Source organism: Streptomyces sp. NPDC026246 (assembly GCF_055567995.1).
This window is the reverse complement of sequence record NZ_JBVHPJ010000004.1, coordinates 349,614-364,071: the sequence shown is the minus strand read 5'-3', so window position 1 is coordinate 364,071 and position 14,458 is coordinate 349,614. Positions and strand designations below refer to the sequence as shown.

12 protein-coding genes are annotated in these 14,458 nt (G+C 71.9%); 6 read left to right on the top strand and 6 right to left on the bottom strand.

The window, feature by feature from the left end:
* Positions 1-63: 63 nt before the first annotated feature.
* Entirely contained in the window at positions 64-705 is a 642-nt protein-coding gene (locus tag ACZ4M5_RS13590; protein WP_467736176.1) for a LysE family translocator, read from the bottom strand.
* Between the two features lie 111 nt (positions 706-816).
* Between ACZ4M5_RS13590 and ACZ4M5_RS13585 the strand changes: the two genes are divergently transcribed.
* The 3 genes from ACZ4M5_RS13585 to ACZ4M5_RS13575 all read left to right on the top strand — a co-directional run bounded on the left by ACZ4M5_RS13585 (position 817) and on the right by ACZ4M5_RS13575 (position 2,912).
* Positions 817-1,269 (top strand): Lrp/AsnC family transcriptional regulator, encoded by a 453-nt coding sequence (locus ACZ4M5_RS13585; protein ID WP_451878175.1) that lies wholly within the window; start codon positions 817-819, stop codon positions 1,267-1,269.
* A gap of 442 nt (positions 1,270-1,711) precedes the next feature.
* Positions 1,712-2,365: a DUF5701 family protein gene (locus ACZ4M5_RS13580; RefSeq protein ID WP_467736174.1), complete on the top strand. Its 654-nt coding sequence runs from the start codon at positions 1,712-1,714 to the stop codon at positions 2,363-2,365.
* Between the two features lie 82 nt (positions 2,366-2,447).
* Entirely contained in the window at positions 2,448-2,912 is a 465-nt protein-coding gene (locus ACZ4M5_RS13575) for a MarR family winged helix-turn-helix transcriptional regulator (RefSeq protein WP_467736172.1), read from the top strand.
* Positions 2,913-2,917: 5 nt separating this feature from the next.
* On the opposite strand, the gene ACZ4M5_RS13570 is transcribed toward ACZ4M5_RS13575, so the two are convergent.
* On the bottom strand, positions 2,918-3,397 hold the full coding sequence (locus tag ACZ4M5_RS13570) for a carboxymuconolactone decarboxylase family protein (protein ID WP_467736170.1): 480 nt from the start codon (positions 3,395-3,397) through the stop codon (positions 2,918-2,920).
* Positions 3,398-3,510: 113 nt separating this feature from the next.
* On the opposite strand from ACZ4M5_RS13570, the gene ACZ4M5_RS13565 reads away from it, so the two are divergent.
* Complete coding sequence (locus ACZ4M5_RS13565; RefSeq protein ID WP_467736168.1) at positions 3,511-4,497, top strand: pirin family protein; 987 nt, start codon at positions 3,511-3,513, stop codon at positions 4,495-4,497.
* A gap of 36 nt (positions 4,498-4,533) precedes the next feature.
* Positions 4,534-4,872 carry a GNAT family N-acetyltransferase gene (locus tag ACZ4M5_RS13560; protein WP_467736166.1) on the top strand — a complete coding sequence of 113 codons (339 nt, stop codon included), beginning with the start codon at positions 4,534-4,536 and terminating at the stop codon, positions 4,870-4,872.
* A 92-nt stretch (positions 4,873-4,964) separates the two neighbouring features.
* Here ACZ4M5_RS13560 and ACZ4M5_RS13555 read toward each other — a convergent pair whose 3' ends face one another.
* Positions 4,965-6,446 (bottom strand): non-reducing end alpha-L-arabinofuranosidase family hydrolase, encoded by a 1,482-nt coding sequence (locus ACZ4M5_RS13555; RefSeq protein ID WP_467736164.1) that lies wholly within the window; start codon positions 6,444-6,446, stop codon positions 4,965-4,967.
* A gap of 335 nt (positions 6,447-6,781) precedes the next feature.
* Between ACZ4M5_RS13555 and ACZ4M5_RS13550 the strand changes: the two genes are divergently transcribed.
* A complete protein-coding gene (locus ACZ4M5_RS13550; RefSeq protein WP_467736162.1) occupies positions 6,782-8,224 on the top strand; it encodes an endo-1,4-beta-xylanase in 1,443 nt (480 codons plus the stop codon).
* Positions 8,225-8,365: 141 nt separating this feature from the next.
* Here the strand turns inward: ACZ4M5_RS13550 and ACZ4M5_RS13545 are convergent, their stop codons facing one another.
* The 3 genes from ACZ4M5_RS13545 to ACZ4M5_RS13535 form a co-directional block, all read right to left on the bottom strand.
* Positions 8,366-8,515, bottom strand: coding sequence for a hypothetical protein (locus ACZ4M5_RS13545; RefSeq protein ID WP_467736161.1), 150 nt, complete (start codon positions 8,513-8,515; stop codon positions 8,366-8,368).
* Between the two features lie 36 nt (positions 8,516-8,551).
* Positions 8,552-11,338 (bottom strand): LuxR C-terminal-related transcriptional regulator, encoded by a 2,787-nt coding sequence (locus tag ACZ4M5_RS13540; protein WP_467736159.1) that lies wholly within the window; start codon positions 11,336-11,338, stop codon positions 8,552-8,554.
* A gap of 125 nt (positions 11,339-11,463) precedes the next feature.
* On the bottom strand, positions 11,464-14,133 hold the full coding sequence (locus tag ACZ4M5_RS13535; RefSeq protein WP_467736157.1) for a helix-turn-helix transcriptional regulator: 2,670 nt from the start codon (positions 14,131-14,133) through the stop codon (positions 11,464-11,466).
* Between the last annotated feature and the right edge of the window lie 325 nt (positions 14,134-14,458).

Below are 14,458 nucleotides of genomic sequence, written 5' to 3'. Positions count from 1 at the left end.
AGCGCACGGCCGCCGCAACGGCGGGGGAGTGCGCCGGCGACCGCCCTCCGGTGCCGGAACCGCTCAGGGCCACGCGACCGCCAGGCGCTCGGCCAGCAGCACGGCGCCGATGCCGATCATCAGCACGCCGGAGACGCGGGTGACGGCCCGCGCCGCGGCCGGCCTGGCCCGCAGCACCCTGCGGGCCAGGACGCCGACGGCGAGGTACACGACGGCGCACACGCTCATGTGCAGCGCGCCCAGCAGACCGGTCTGCCCGGCGACGGGCCAGCCGCCGGCCGGGTCGATGAACTGGGGGAACAGCGAGAAGTACAGCAGCAGCGCCTTCGGGTTCAGCCCGCTGGTCCCGGCCCCCCGGAGCATCACCCGAAGCGCCGAGGAGCCGTCCGCGCCGGTCGCCTCCCCGGCGGGGGCGGGAGCGGGGGCGGCGGGCTGCCGCAGCAGGCTCCCGCCGAGCCACACCAGATAGCCCGCCCCGGCGACGGTCAGCGCGGTCAGCAGGGTCGCCGACCCGGCCACGAGCACCACCAGGCCCGCGACCGCCAGCAGGGTGTACCCGGCGTATCCGGCCACCAGCCCGGCCACCGCCGGAACGACCGTCCGGTCCCTCAGACCCGCGGTGACGGCGTAGGCCCAGTCCGCGCCTGGCGTGAACACCAGCAGCAGATCCATGGCCAGGAAGGCCGCCAGCGTCGTCGTGTCCATGAAGCGATCCCTCTCACGTGCCGTGGTGCGAGGGGAAGGCTAGGCCGGATCGGTCCGAAGGTGTTCCCTTCTTTCCTCCTTGATCGCGAGATCTGAGGCAGAATCTTCTCCATGGATGCCCTGGACCGGAAAATTCTCACCGAGCTGCAACGGGACGGCCGTCTCACCGTCACCGAGCTGGCGGCCCGCGTGAAGCTCAGCGTCTCGCCCTGTCACCGCAGGCTGCGCGACCTGGAGCGCGAGGGCGCCATCCGCGGTTACCGCGCGGTGGTCGACCCCGCTGCCGTGGGGCTGAACTTCGAGGCGCTGGTCTTCGTGACCCTGCGCTGGGAGGACGCCGACACGGTCTCCGCGTTCGAGGAGGGCGTCGCCGCCGTCCCGCACGTTCTCCAGGCGCAGCGCCTGTTCGGCGACCCGGACTACCTGCTGCGCGTCGCCACCACCGACCTGGCCGCCTTCCAGCAGCTCTACGACCGTCAACTCGCCCGCCTGCCCGGCGTGCAGCGCCTGAACTCCACGCTCGTGATGAAGCACGTGGTGGACGACCGGCCGCTGCCCGAGTGACGCCGGCAGGTCACCGGGCGGATGTGCATCACGCACGTTCGTCCCGCTCGCCGTGCGGCTTCTCCAGGGCGAGCCGTCGTCCGCAGGGATCGTCGGCGACCGTCCAGGTTCCCCGCGCATCTCGCAGGTACAGGCGGGCTCCGAGCCGTTGACGCGCAACGGGTGGCTGATCGCCCGGGACGGCGAGGACGCCGTCGTCCGCACCCTCCAGCAGCGCGGTCGAGGTGCGGCGCCTCCCGAGCGAGGCGCGCGACCGACCTGGCGTTGCCGCCGCGGCTGATCGCCGCCGCACACCACGTGCCCGTCCGGCCCGGCGCGTGGCACGGGGCGAGAACCGGCCGGCACCGACGGGGCACCCTTTCGACGCGAAGGGGAACACTTACGTCCGCCCCCTCGTTTGCCCGGGGCACACCCTTGTCGTGCCGCTGACTCGAGGAGCCGCATGCCGCACACCGCGACCGCCCCGTCCACCGTCCTCCCCGCGCTGCCCGCCCCGCGTGCCCAGGCGGAACGGCTGATCGAGCTGGGAGTGCACGACATCGCCGGACTGGCCGCCGACGAGATCCGCGACTTCGCCGCCCGGGCCGGCACCGACGGCTCCCTGCTGGCCGTCCACCCCGACCGGGCGCCCGCCTCCGCCCTCGCGCCCCTGCTGCGCCGGGACGGCAAGCCGGGCTTCGTGGTGGTCGACATGGCCGACGTCGACGCGTTCACCCCGTGCGCCGTCGAACTACCCGACGCGCCCCTCTACTTCGTCTCCGGCGTCGACCGCGGTGACCACATGTCCAACTGGAGTCCGGACGAGGCGCTTCCGGCGCTCACCGCGGAGCACCGCACCCCGCTCGTGCTCACCGAGGGCATCCACTGGATCCTGCAGCAGCCGCAGGCCCTGGAGCGCAACCGCTGCTTCATGACCATCGGTTCGCGGCTGCGCAAGACCGGCGGCACCTTCGACGCCCGCACCCCGGCCATCTGGATCAGCAACGGCACCGGCCGTGACGGACGCGAGCGCCGCAACGCCCCCAAGGTGGGCTGGTGCTGGTGGAACAACCGCCACACCTGGCTCGGCTTCGCCTCCGCGGAGGGCCGTGGCTGAGCCGGTCCGGCCGGGGAGGAAGCCGGGCACACGTGCCGGTACGGCACGTGGATGATCCGTCACCCATGCCTACACTCGTGCCATGGCGGAGACAGTGCGTCGGCTGACACCGGAGGAGCAGCGCGCGTGGCGCGGCTTCGTCCGCTTGCAGGAACGGCTCGGCGGACGCCTGGGACGGCTGCTGCAGTCCGAGTCCCAGGTGTCGTCGGCCGACTTCGCCGTGCTCGTCCACCTGACGGACACCCCCGACGGGCGGCAGCGGTACCAGGATCTGGCCCGCGCGCTGGAGTGGGAGAAGAGCCGCATGTCCCACCACATCGCGCGGATGGCCGGGCGTGGCCTGGTCGTCCGGGAGGAGTGTCCCGACGACGGGCGGGGTGCGTTCGTCGTGATCACCGAGGCGGGGCGCGCGGCGATCGAGGCCGCCGCACCACGTCACGTGGAGGCCGTCCGAGCCCTCTTCCTCGACCACGTCACCCCGGCCGAACTCCGGGTGCTCGCCGAACTGTCCGAGCGCGTCCTCGCCCGGATGGACGAGGGGGACTGACGCCGTCAGGCGCGGCGCACGGGGTGCCCGCTCATGACGGAGACGCGGTTGAACGCGCCGATGGTGATCGCCACCCAGACCACCGCGGAGATCTGCTCCTCGGTCAGGACCTCGCGGGCCGTCGCGTAGGCGGACGTCTGCGCGGCCGTGTCCGTGGGGTCGTTCGTCGCCTCGGCGAGCGCCAGGGCCGCCCGCTCCACGGCGGTGAACACGTCCGTCTCCCGCCAGGCGGGCAGCACGCCCAGCCGCTGCGCGGACTCGCCTGCCTCGAGGGCCTTGCGGGTGTGCAGGTCGAGGCAGTAGGCGCAGCCGTTCAGCTGGGACACACGGAGGTTGACCAGCTCCACGGTCGTGCGGTCCAGTCCCGCCCCTGCGGCCGTCGCCCTGACCGCTTCCGAAGTCCGCACCATGGCCCGGAAGGCCTCGGGGCTGCGCTTGTCGACGAAGATCCTCGGATGGGCCGGGCCGGTGCTCCGGTCGCTCACGTCACGCCTCCCTCGGGGCCGTGCGGTCGTGGCACCGGTGTGCCGTGGCCGCCGGCCTGCCTGCGTGGCATCATAGTTGATGCGACAACTAGAGCGGGCGAGGGGTGGTCCCGGTGAGCAACGTGGAAGCCGAACCGGCGGCGCTGAAGTGCGGTGCGGCGGCCGGCGACGCCGGGGCCGGGCGGGGCGCCGCGGTCGAGGTGCTGTCGGCCCGCGAGGTGCCGCTCGGAGGCCCGCGTGCCCTGCTCGTGCGCCGGACCCTGCCGCAGCGCGCCCGTACCCTGATCGGCGCGTGGTGCTTCGCGGACCACTACGGCCCGGTCGACGCCTCCGGCGCCGGCATGGACGTGCCCCCGCATCCGCACACCGGCCTGCAGACGGTGAGCTGGCTGTTCAGCGGGGAGATCGAGCACCGTGACTCGATCGGCACCCACGCCCTGGTCCGGCCCGGCGAGATGAACCTGATGACCGGCGGCCACGGAATCGCCCACTCGGAGGTCTCCACCGCGCGTACCACCGTCCTGCACGGCGTCCAGCTGTGGGTGGCCCTGCCCGAGGCGCACCGGCACGCCGCCCGCGACTTCCAGCACCACGTGCCCGGAACCGTGCGCCGGGACGGAGCCGAGATCAAGGTCTTCCTCGGCTCGCTCGCGGGCAGCACCTCGCCGGTGCGCACCTTCACCCCGCTGCTGGGCGCCGAGATCGTCCTCGGTCCGGGTGCCACCCTCACCCTGTCCGTGGACCCCGCGTTCGAGCACGGCCTGCTCGTCGACAGCGGCGACGTCCGCCTGTCCGGCACCGCGCTGCGCCCGACGGACCTCGGTTACCTCCCCTGCGGCACCGACACCCTGACCGTGGTGAACGACTCCGGCACCCCGGCGCGCACGGTCCTGCTCGGCGGCCCGCCGTTCGAGGAGGAGATCGTGATGTGGTGGAACTTCATCGGCCGCAGCCACGAGGACATCGTCCGAGCCCGCGATGACTGGCAGGCGGACTCCGGCCGCTTCGGCACCGTCGAGGGCTACCCCGGACGGCGACTGCCCGCACCGGCCCTGCCGAACGCCGTCATCACCCCGCGCCGCAATCCCCGGCACCACTGAGTCCCGGCCGTCGACCTCCCGTACGAAAGGCATCCCATGAGCGAGTCCTCCACCGCCCCCGCCGTGCAGCGGGTGGACGAGCGGCAGCGGTACGAGATCCTCGTCGACGGCCGGCGAGCCGGACTGACGGCCTACCGTGACCGCGGTGAGCAGCGCGTCTTCTTCCACACCGAGATCGACGACGCCTTCGCCGGCCGCGGGCTGGCCTCGGAACTGGTCGGCCGGGCACTCACCGACGTCCGCGCGTCCGGGAAGCGGATCGTTCCGGTCTGCCCCTACGTGGCCAAGTACCTGAAGAAGCACGAGGAGTTCGCCGATCTCGCCGACCCGGTGACCCCGGACGTCCTGCAGTGGCTGGACGGCCGACTCGGCTGAGCAACCGCGCGCGGCGTGGACGGCATCACGCGCGGCACGCCGCCGACGACGCGGACGCCCGGGTCGGCCCGCGGCGTCCGCGCGTGCGGCCGTCAGCGAGCGGTGGCCGGACGCAGGGTCAGCAGACCCGGGCGGTAGGGCAGGAGGCCGTAGTCACCGCCCGAGGCCGGACTGCGCCCCTGATAGAGGAACTGCAGGTGGCAGGGGTCGACGGTCATGGTCTGGTCGGCACTGGTGCGGATCAGTTCGCCGTGGCTGATGTCGCTCGTCCAGGTGGCACCGCTGTTGGCCTTGCCCGCGAAGGGATTGCTCTCGCTCGCGGCCTGGGGCGTCCACGAGCCGTTCAGGCTGGTGGCCGTGAACGAGCGGAAGTACCGGCCCTGCGAGCCGATCGCCTCGACGATCATGAGGTAGCGGTTCTGGCCCTGCAGTTTGTAGACCTGCGGGGCTTCGAACAGGTTGTTGGTCGTGTCGCTCATGACCACGGTGGAGGTGGAGCCGAAGCTGCCCGGGAAGTTGCCGAGGGGCATGGCGGCCCGGTAGATCTTGCCGTTGTCGCCGGCGAAGAACAGGTACATGTATGTGCCGTCACCGATGAGTGTCTGGTCGATGGGCCCGGTCCCGGAACCGGAGATGCTCCCGGAGAAGAGCACCTGCTCGGACGACCAGCCGTTCGGGTCGGCGGGGTCGCTCGAGGTGCGGTAGGAGAAGGCGGTCCGGCCCCACTGGTAGGCCAGCACCCAGATGTTCTTCGGCGCGAAGTGGAACAGCGTGGGGGCGACGGCCGAGTTCGACATCGGGTTCTGGCCGGCCGAGGCCATCTGGGACCAGTCGGTGAACGGACCGAAGTTCATCGAACCCCACCGCGTCCCCGTGTCGTGCGTGGTCGCGTAGACGAGCTGCCTGCCGTTGTACGGGGCGACGGTGAAGTCCTTCAGCGAGACCCACCCCTGCCTGGGCTGCGCCAGCGCGCCCGTCGAGCTCCAGCGGTACGTCGACGGGAGTTCGCAGGCTCCGGACCCACCGTCGGCTCCGATCTTCACGAGCCGCCACTGCTGGTTCGCGCCGCCCCAGTCGTCGTACTGGACGACGTCGGCGTTGTCGGCGGTGGAACCGCCCTGCACTTCCAGGGCCTTGTCGCTGTGGCGCGACACGAGCCGCACGTACCCGTCGGAACTGTCGGCAAGCCGCCACTGCTGGTTGACGCCGTTCAGGTCGGCCCACTGCACGACCGGACCGCCGTTCGCCGTGGACCAGTTGTGCACGTCGAGCACCTTGCCCGAGTGACGGGACTTGATGCGGTAGTAGCCGCCGCCGGAATCGACGAACTGCCACTGCTGCTGGTTCTGGTCGTTCCTCGTCCACTGGGTGATGCGGGCGCCGTCCTCGGTCGCCAGGTTGTACACGTCCAGGGCCTTGCCGCTGTTGCGGTTGACCAGCACGTAGGAGGCGCCGGGGTCCACGGTCGCCGCGCCGGCGGGCTGGGCGCCGAGGAAGGTGACCAGGAGCAACAAGGGCGTGAGGACGGCGAGCAGGCGTCCCGGACGGACCGGTAACGGGGGGCGGAACCACATCGGAGCCTCCTTGAGGGCGGTCGAAACTTTCGATCGATCCCCGAATCATTGAGGGCACAAGCTAGGAATCACGGGTGCCTCGGTCAAGGTCTGAGGCCGATGTGTCTGCAAACAGACGCTGTACCGAGGCTGTTGTCAGGCTTCGAATGTTTCGGAATTCAGTGAGAAACTTTCTCTGTTCCAGGTGTTGACGAGGCACGGTCAATCCCGCACGCTTCCCACCGAACGCCCGACCGGGGTTCGGTATGTCGAACCAGTGAGGCGGGCATCCCTGTCGAGCGGCGCGCTCCCCTGCCCATCCGACAGTCCGTGATCTCTACCCTGGAGGCACAGCCATGGGCTTGTACGCCCCACCCGCACCCGTACCCGCACCCCCAGTCCGCCGGACGATCCGCCGGCTGTTACCGGCGCTGGTCGTCGGCGTCCTGTGCGCGATCGCGGCACTGGTCGCGCCGCCGCCCGCACACGCCGCCGAGAGCACGCTCGGCGCCGCGGCGGCGCAGAGCGGCCGCTACTTCGGCACCGCCATCGCCTCGGGCAAGCTCGGCGACTCCGCCTACACGTCGATCGCGGCCCGTGAGTTCAACTCGGTGACGGCCGAGAACGAGATGAAGATCGACGCCACTGAACCGCAGCGGGGCCGGTTCGACTTCACCGCTGCCGACCGCGTCTACAACTGGGCGGTGCAGAACGGCAAGCAGGTGCGCGGCCACACCCTGGCGTGGCACTCCCAGCAGCCGGGCTGGATGCAGAGTCTCAGCGGCAGCCAGCTGCGCCAGGCGATGATCGGCCACATCAACGGCGTGATGGCGCACTACAAGGGCAAGATCGCCCAGTGGGACGTGGTGAACGAGGCCTTCGCCGACGGCAGTTCGGGGGCCAGGCGGGACTCCAACCTGCAGCGCACCGGCAACGACTGGATCGAGGTCGCGTTCCGCACCGCGCGCGCCGCGGACCCGGCGGCCAAGCTCTGCTACAACGACTACAACGTCGAGAACTGGACGTGGGCGAAGACCCAGGCGATGTACTCCATGGTCCGGGACTTCAAGCAGCGCGGTGTGCCGATCGACTGCGTGGGCTTCCAGTCGCACTTCAACAGCGGCAGCCCCTACAACAGCAACTTCCGCACCACCCTGCAGAACTTCGCCGCCCTCGGCGTCGACGTGGCCGTGACCGAACTCGACATCCAGGGAGCCCCGGCCTCGACCTACGCCGCCGTGACCAACGACTGCCTGGCCGTCCCGCGTTGCCTCGGCATCACCGTCTGGGGCGTGCGCGACACCGACTCCTGGCGATCGGACCAGACGCCGCTGCTGTTCAACGGCAACGGCAGCAAGAAGCCCGCGTACACCGCCGTCCTCGACGCACTCAACGGCGGCTCCACCACGCCCCCCGCGGGCTCCGGGCAGCTCAGGAACGCGGCGTCGGGCCGCTGCCTCGACGTGCCCGGCTCCAGCACCACCGACGGCACCCAGCTCCAGTTGTGGGACTGCCACAGCGGCACCAACCAGCAGTGGACCCCCACCGACGCCGGTGAGCTGCGGGTCCTCGGCAACAAGTGCCTGGACGCCGCCGGCACCTCCAACGGCACCAGGGTCCAGATCTACAGCTGCTGGGGCGGCGACAACCAGAAATGGCGCCTCGCCGCCGACGGATCCATCGTCGGCGTCCAGTCCGGCCTCTGCCTCGACGCCGTCTCGTCCGGTACCGCCAACGGCACCCAGATCCAGCTGTACTCCTGCTCAGGCGGCGACAACCAACGCTGGACCCGCACCTGACGACACCTGCCACGAGGCGCCCGGCGCACCACCCTGCCGCCGGGCGCCCCACTTCGCGGTTCTAGAAGAAGCCCAGCTTCTTCGGCGCATAGTTCCTTCCCGGGGCCGAGGTAACACCAGGTGCCGTGTTCCCTCTTCCAGTCATAGGTTCCACGGGGAGTCCTCGTCGGTGAAGTCGGGGTCCGCGTCGTTGTCGAGGTTGATCTCGAGGTTCCGGAACTCGGCGAGTGCGTACACCAAGGATTCGACGTCGCGGTAGAGCGGGATGTAGCCGGAGCGGGCGCCCGGCACAGAGCCCGAACAGTCCCGGCCGAACGGGGCCGGGCTTCATGAGTACGCATCACTCCCCTCGCGCCGGGCGGCAGGTGTCCGGATCTCGGCCAGGCCCGCCAGTGTGTCGGCCAGTTGGGTGCGCGAGGCGATCCCGAGTTTGCTGTAGACGCGCTGCAGATGGTTGTCGACCGTACGGATGGAGAGCACGAGCCGACCCGCGATCTCCTGACTGGTGAGCCCGTCCGCCGCCAGTTCGGCGATCTCGGACTCCCGGCGGGTGAGCGGGCGGGCCGTCCCGACGCCCAGCGCCGGGGTCACTGCTCCACCGCAGCGGGCCAGGGAGCGTCCGGCCAGGACGGCCGCAGCGGCTGCGCCCCGCTGGTCCCCCTCCCGTTCGGCTGCCCGGGACGCCTCGCAGGCGGTCTCGGCGGCCAGCAGCTCCGCGCCCACCAGCAGACACTGGTCCGCCGCGGTGCGCAACGCGTCGGCCGATCCGGTCGCGTGCGCCCGCGCGCTGATCGCCCGGGCCCGCGCCAGATCGCTGTCGCTTGTCCGCGCCAACTCCCCCAGCCGGTCCTGTGCCTGAGCCGCGCCGCCCAGCCGGGCGGCATCGCTGAGCAGCCAGCCCTCGTAGGAGTGCATGCCCACCTGGCCGGCTCGGTGGGCGGCGGAGGTCAGCAGGGCGCGGGCCTGCGGAAGGTGTCCATTGGCCGCCTCGATCCAGGCGGCGGCGAGCTGGACCGACAGGTTCGACGCCTGTTGCAGATCCGGTGCGCTCCGGGCGCCCTCCAGTGCCGACCGAGCGTCCGCGACGGCGCCCATCTGGGCCTGAACCGCGGCCAGTCCGGCGCAGCTCAGCACGAGTGGACGGGGGTAGTCGTTCGCCCGGGCCAGCGAGATGGCCTCGGCGTACCAGTCCCGTGCCTGCTCCAGCCGCCCGGCCATCAGCTCGCAGCGCCCCATATGGGCCGCGATCCATGCTTGCACATAGACGGCCTGGGCACCCACCGCGCGGGTGAAGGCGTCCTCGCCGATCGTCCGTGCCTCGTCCGGACGCCCGGCTTCGGTGAGTGCGACCACCCGGTAGATGGCGGGACCGCTGCAGTGCGAGGAGGGATCGTAGCGCCCTTCCTCGGCTGCCGCGCCGGTCAGCTCCTCGTGGACCCGTCGGCTCAGCTCCGCGGCCTCCCGGGTGCGGCCCAGGTACGACAGAGCGAGGGACATCTGCAACTGCCCCCACATCCGCAGCCGCGGGACATGCACCTTCTCCGCATCCTCCAGCAGATGCAGAACGGTGCGGATGTCCCCGCAGTACATGAGGTAGCCCGCCTCGTTGATGCGCAGGACCCGTCGGCCGCTCGCGCCGAGCCCCGCTTCCGAGGCAGCGTTCACTTCCAGGGTCCGCCGGGTGTCCCCGAAGCCCCAGAACAGGTTCTGGGTCCGCTCCATGACCGCGGTCAGCAGCTCGGCCTCACCGCGGGCCGACTGCTGCGCCCTGGACAGGCACTGCTCGGCGCGCTCCCAGTTGCCGGTGTGGTGGTAGGCCTCGCCGCGCATCAGCCACACGGCGAACGGTGCCTGGGAATCCGGGTGCCTGGACAGCAGTTCCAGTACGGTCGGGAAGTCGCGTACGTGCCGTGCCATGGCCGCCGCGGACACCAACAGCTCCGTGTCCACGGGCAGTTCGGCGGCAAGTTGCCAGGAGGCGAGGCGCAGCGCGTCCTCCCGGCGTCGCACGCCGTGTGAGCGCAGTCTCCGCACTTGCGCGGTGTAGACCTCCCGGCGTCGGCGGGGCGAGATGTGGCGTCGCACGACCTCGCCGTACAGAGGGTGGCCCAGGGTGCAGTACGTGCGTCTGCCGTTGGCGTGGACCTGGATCAGACCCTGCTTCTCCAGCCATTCCACATCGCCGGCCCCCGAGCCCGCCGGGCGCAGTGCGGAGAGGGGGATCGGCTCGCAGAGCGCAACCAGTTCGAACAGTTCCTCGCGCCGGCCGGACAGGCCCTGGAGGCGCTGCCGGATGATGGCCGAGAGCCGGCGGGTGCCGGTGGGACGGCCGTTCAGGCGCCACAGGCCGTCGCCCAGCTCGAGTGTGCCGTCGTCGACCGCCCCGCTGACGAGCTCGTAGAGAAACAGGGCGTTGCCCTGGGAGGAGGCGACCAGGGCATCCAGGGCGGCGTGTTCGATGGGGTGGTCGAGGCAGCGGCGCAGGACATTGCGGACCTGGGCGCGGCTGAAGGGCCGTACCGCGATGCGGCGGGTCGATTCGCTGCGGTCGATCGCCTCGACGGCGTCGGAGGGGGGCGCGCCGTCGCGGACGGTGGCGATGAGGAACACCGCGCGGGCCCACAGCAGATGGCCGAGCAGCACCGCCGAGGCATTGTCCAGCAGGTGCAGGTCGTCGATGAAGAGGACCGCCCGCCGGTCCGGTGCACCCGGCCGGTGCTTCGGCTCCGGGCATAGACCGAACGCCCGGGCCGCCGCGTGGAAGGCGGCGACGGGGTCGTGCGAGACGGCGTCGGCGGGCAGTAGATGTGCCAGTGCCCCGAGCGGCAGTGCGGCGACGGAGGGCGTGGCCACCGCCTTCTCGACCCGGTGACCTCTGCGCGCCGCCAGCCTCAGGCACTCGTCGGCGAGGCGGCTCTTGCCCACCCCCGCCTGGCCGTGGACGATGACGGCCGTGGTGGCCGGGTCGTCGAGGGCGGCGGTGAACGCGTCGAGCTCTTCCGCTCTGGCCGTGAAGGGCCAGCGTTGGCGGCCAGAGGATGACGGCTCCGGCGGGTCGCCGGAACCGGCCCCCGGCCGACCGACGGGTGGGGAGGTGAACCGGTTGGGCTTCACGTACTACTCCATGCCGTCCGGGTACGAGACCCGGGATCACGGTGCTACCAAACCTGAAGAGCATGACGGTTCCGTCCGTCGTGCACATGAGCACTCGTTACTCATCCGGCCCGCCCGCCCGCTGCTCATCGCCGGACGATCGCTGCCCCTGCCGACCGGCGCCGGCTGCGGTTCACGCCCTCCCCGGGCAGCGCCGGCTGGCGCCGCAGCGCCTCATTGAGCAGCTGCCGGCCCCGTATGCCGATCTTTGAGTAGACGCGCTGGAGGTGGTTGCCGACGGTGCGGACCGACAGCGCCAGCTGTTCGGCGATCTGCGCGTTGCCCAGACCGCTGGCCGCCAGCAGAGCGATCTCCATCTCCCGGCCTGTCAGACTGTCGCGGACCGCGTGCGGGGTCAGGCCCGGGGTGCTGGCCCCGCAGTGCGCGGCAAGCCGTTCCGCCTCGGCCCGGCATCGCGCGGCCTTCCGGTGCGCTCCGGACGCGGTGTGCGTACCCGCCACCGCGGTCCAGGTCTCGGCTGCCACCAGCAGGGCGCCCATGGACTCCGCGTCCTCTGCGCACCGCTCCAGTTCGTGCCCCGCGTCCGCGGCCAGCGCCCGGGCCGTGCGGGCACGGAGGGCGATGAACGGGTTGGGGCAGCGGTCGGCGAGCTCGGTCAGCTCCGTCTGTGCTCCGTGGGCGTCCCCCAGGCGGGCGATGTCGAAGAGCAGGTGGGAAGCCAGCGTCAGCAGTCCTGTCCCGGCGGCCGACTGCGCCCCGGTGCGCAGCACGGCCCGCGCCTCGCCCAACCGTCCCAGAGCAGCGGCCCGCCAGGCCTCGACGAGCAGGCATTCGGGGCGCTGCCACCGGTCGGGCAGAATGCGCCTGGCCTCGGCCCAGGCGTCGTCGGAGTCGTCGAGGTGGCCGGTCACGGCGTCCACCAGCGCCCGCCCGGCCAGACCGGCCCAGAGCCCGGACAGGAATCCCTGATCCCGGGAGCACGACACCACGGAGGCGAACCAGTACCTGGCCCGGGTCGTGCTGCCCTGCAGATAGCAGATCCAGCCCAGGTCGGTCGCCGATCGGATCTGCGCCGTCACCGCACGGGTGTCGACTGCGTGGTCGTATGCCTGGTGGGCCAGGCTCTCGGCCTCCTTCAGCCGGCCCGCCTCGGCCAGTGCCCGGGCGGCGGCGCTCTGCAGCAGCGCGGGATGGGCCACGCTGTCGGCGCGCGCGCACTCGGGCCGTTCGCGGCGCCGGTCCGCGGCGGCCAGCGCCTCGTCGGGGCGGCCCGCTTCGGACAGGCAGTAGACGCTCGGTACCGCGGCGATCAGAGCCGATCGATCACCGCCCTCGGCCGCGACGCTCTCCAACAGGGCACCGGCCCGGTCGATGTCGCCGATGAGCGTCCACAGCGCGGCCTCGTTGGCACGGAGCACGGCCTGGATCGCGGGGTCGCGGGCGTTGCGGAGCTCGGCGGCATTGACCGCGAACGCCTCGCCGGTCCGCAGCAGGCCCTGGGCCAGGTTCTGGGTGCGCAGCACCACCCCGAGCAGCCGCTCGTCGGGGGTGGTCGCCAGCTCCAGGCCGCGGGCCAGTGCCTGTTCGGCATCCTCGGGGTAGCCGCACGCATGCCGGAACTCTCCCAGCAGCAGATGGGACAGGGCATCCGGGCGGACCCTGACCAAGGCGCCGGCGAGGCGCAGTGCAGCCGGGAAGTCGTGTACCGCGCGGGCGAGTTCGACAGCCGCGGTCAGACGCTCGGGTGGCACCCCGGCCGCCGCGTCGAGCCGCCACAGCGTCGAGCGCAACAGCTCCGCGTCGGCCGGGCCGCCTCCCGTCTCGGTGCGTTCGGCCCGCGCCAGCATCGTCCGGCGCGACCGGTGCACGGGGACGGTCGTCCGCAGGACCTCGCCGTCCAGCGGGTCCGCCAGCTCCGCAATGGCTTCCCGCCCGCTGCCGTGGGTGCGGACCAGCCCTGCCGCGCGCAGCGATTCCACGATGTCCTGCGGGAAGTGGATCACTGCGTCGGGTCCGCACAGGGCGAGGTCCTCCAGTACGGCGCGTCCCGGCTCGTCGATGGTCGAGAGCCGGTACCGGACGAGTTCCACCAGGCGGGGCGGTGGTGCGACGGTGGCGACCAGCCGCCACAGACCTGTCTCGCACACCAGCTCGCCACCCGTCAGAGCCCCCGTTACGAGCTCCTTGAGGTAAAGCGGCCGTCCCCCGCTGGCACCGTGCAGAAACCGCGCCGTACGCCGCTCGACCGGGCCGCGCAGAACGTCTTCGAGCAGGGACTGCACGACCTTGCCGGACAACGGCCGGAGGTTGACCGGGTGCAGGTCCTCCGCGATCCGGCCGCCGGCGGTCCCCCGGCTGCCTTCGGCGCTCGTGGTCGCGATCAGCAGCAGTTCCCGGGATGCCAGAAGCGGTCGGAGCAGTTCGGCGGAGGCGTCGTCCAGCAGGTGGACGTCGTCGATGAGCAGTACGGGCCGGTGCTGTTCCGGGCCCCCGGCAGGCCGAGGGCGCCTGACGTGCAGCGCGACCCGGTCCCGCGGGCGGGGGGACAGCAGCGGCGCCAGCGCTCCCAGCGGTACGGAGCGCGAGGCCCGGGTCGCCGCCGCGCGGACGACGGGGTGCCCGCGCCGTCCGGCCCATTCCCAGGCCTCGTGCGCGAGGCGGGTCTTGCCTGTGCCCGTCGGTCCGGAGATGACGATTCCGCGGGTGTGCGGAGTGCTGAGGAGCCCGGTGACTTCGCCGAGTTCGTCGGCCCTGCCGACGAGGGGCCACGGCGGCGCGAGGGGGAGTGTGGTCATGTGCTCCTCCAGAGCGACGGGGCGTGCGCCAGTTCGCCGCACGGCGTCGTCGCCCGGTGACGTGGGGGTCGTGGCAGTAGAAAAGGCACGCGGGGTGGCAAGGGCGGGCAGAACGGAGAGGGGCCCGGGGGGATGGAGCGGCGGTCCCCGGCCCGCGGGCGCGAGGGGGGACGTGGTGCAACCGCGGCGGGATCGGCTCGGGGCAGGCGCCAGGGCCAGTAGCCGGTGAAAGCAGCTAGACCCAGCCGATCGCGTACCGAAAGGCGATCGACTCCAGAATCGGAGCACGCCGGGGGCGAGTTGCGGCGAGGGGTCCCCGCGTGCC

Excerpts from the sequence above, each read along its gene's own strand:
- ACZ4M5_RS13590 (WP_467736176.1), bottom strand. The coding sequence starts at position 705 with ATGGACACGACGACGCTGGCGGCCTTCCTGGCCATGGATCTGCTGCTG.
- ACZ4M5_RS13585 (WP_451878175.1), top strand. The coding sequence starts at position 817 with ATGGATGCCCTGGACCGGAAAATTCTCACCGAGCTGCAACGGGACGGC.
- ACZ4M5_RS13580 (WP_467736174.1), top strand. The coding sequence starts at position 1,712 with ATGCCGCACACCGCGACCGCCCCGTCCACCGTCCTCCCCGCGCTGCCC.
- ACZ4M5_RS13575 (WP_467736172.1), top strand. The coding sequence starts at position 2,448 with ATGGCGGAGACAGTGCGTCGGCTGACACCGGAGGAGCAGCGCGCGTGG.
- ACZ4M5_RS13560 (WP_467736166.1), top strand. The coding sequence starts at position 4,534 with ATGAGCGAGTCCTCCACCGCCCCCGCCGTGCAGCGGGTGGACGAGCGG.
- ACZ4M5_RS13555 (WP_467736164.1), bottom strand. The coding sequence starts at position 6,446 with ATGTGGTTCCGCCCCCCGTTACCGGTCCGTCCGGGACGCCTGCTCGCC.
- ACZ4M5_RS13550 (WP_467736162.1), top strand. The coding sequence starts at position 6,782 with ATGGGCTTGTACGCCCCACCCGCACCCGTACCCGCACCCCCAGTCCGC.
- ACZ4M5_RS13535 (WP_467736157.1), bottom strand. The coding sequence starts at position 14,133 with ATGACCACACTCCCCCTCGCGCCGCCGTGGCCCCTCGTCGGCAGGGCC.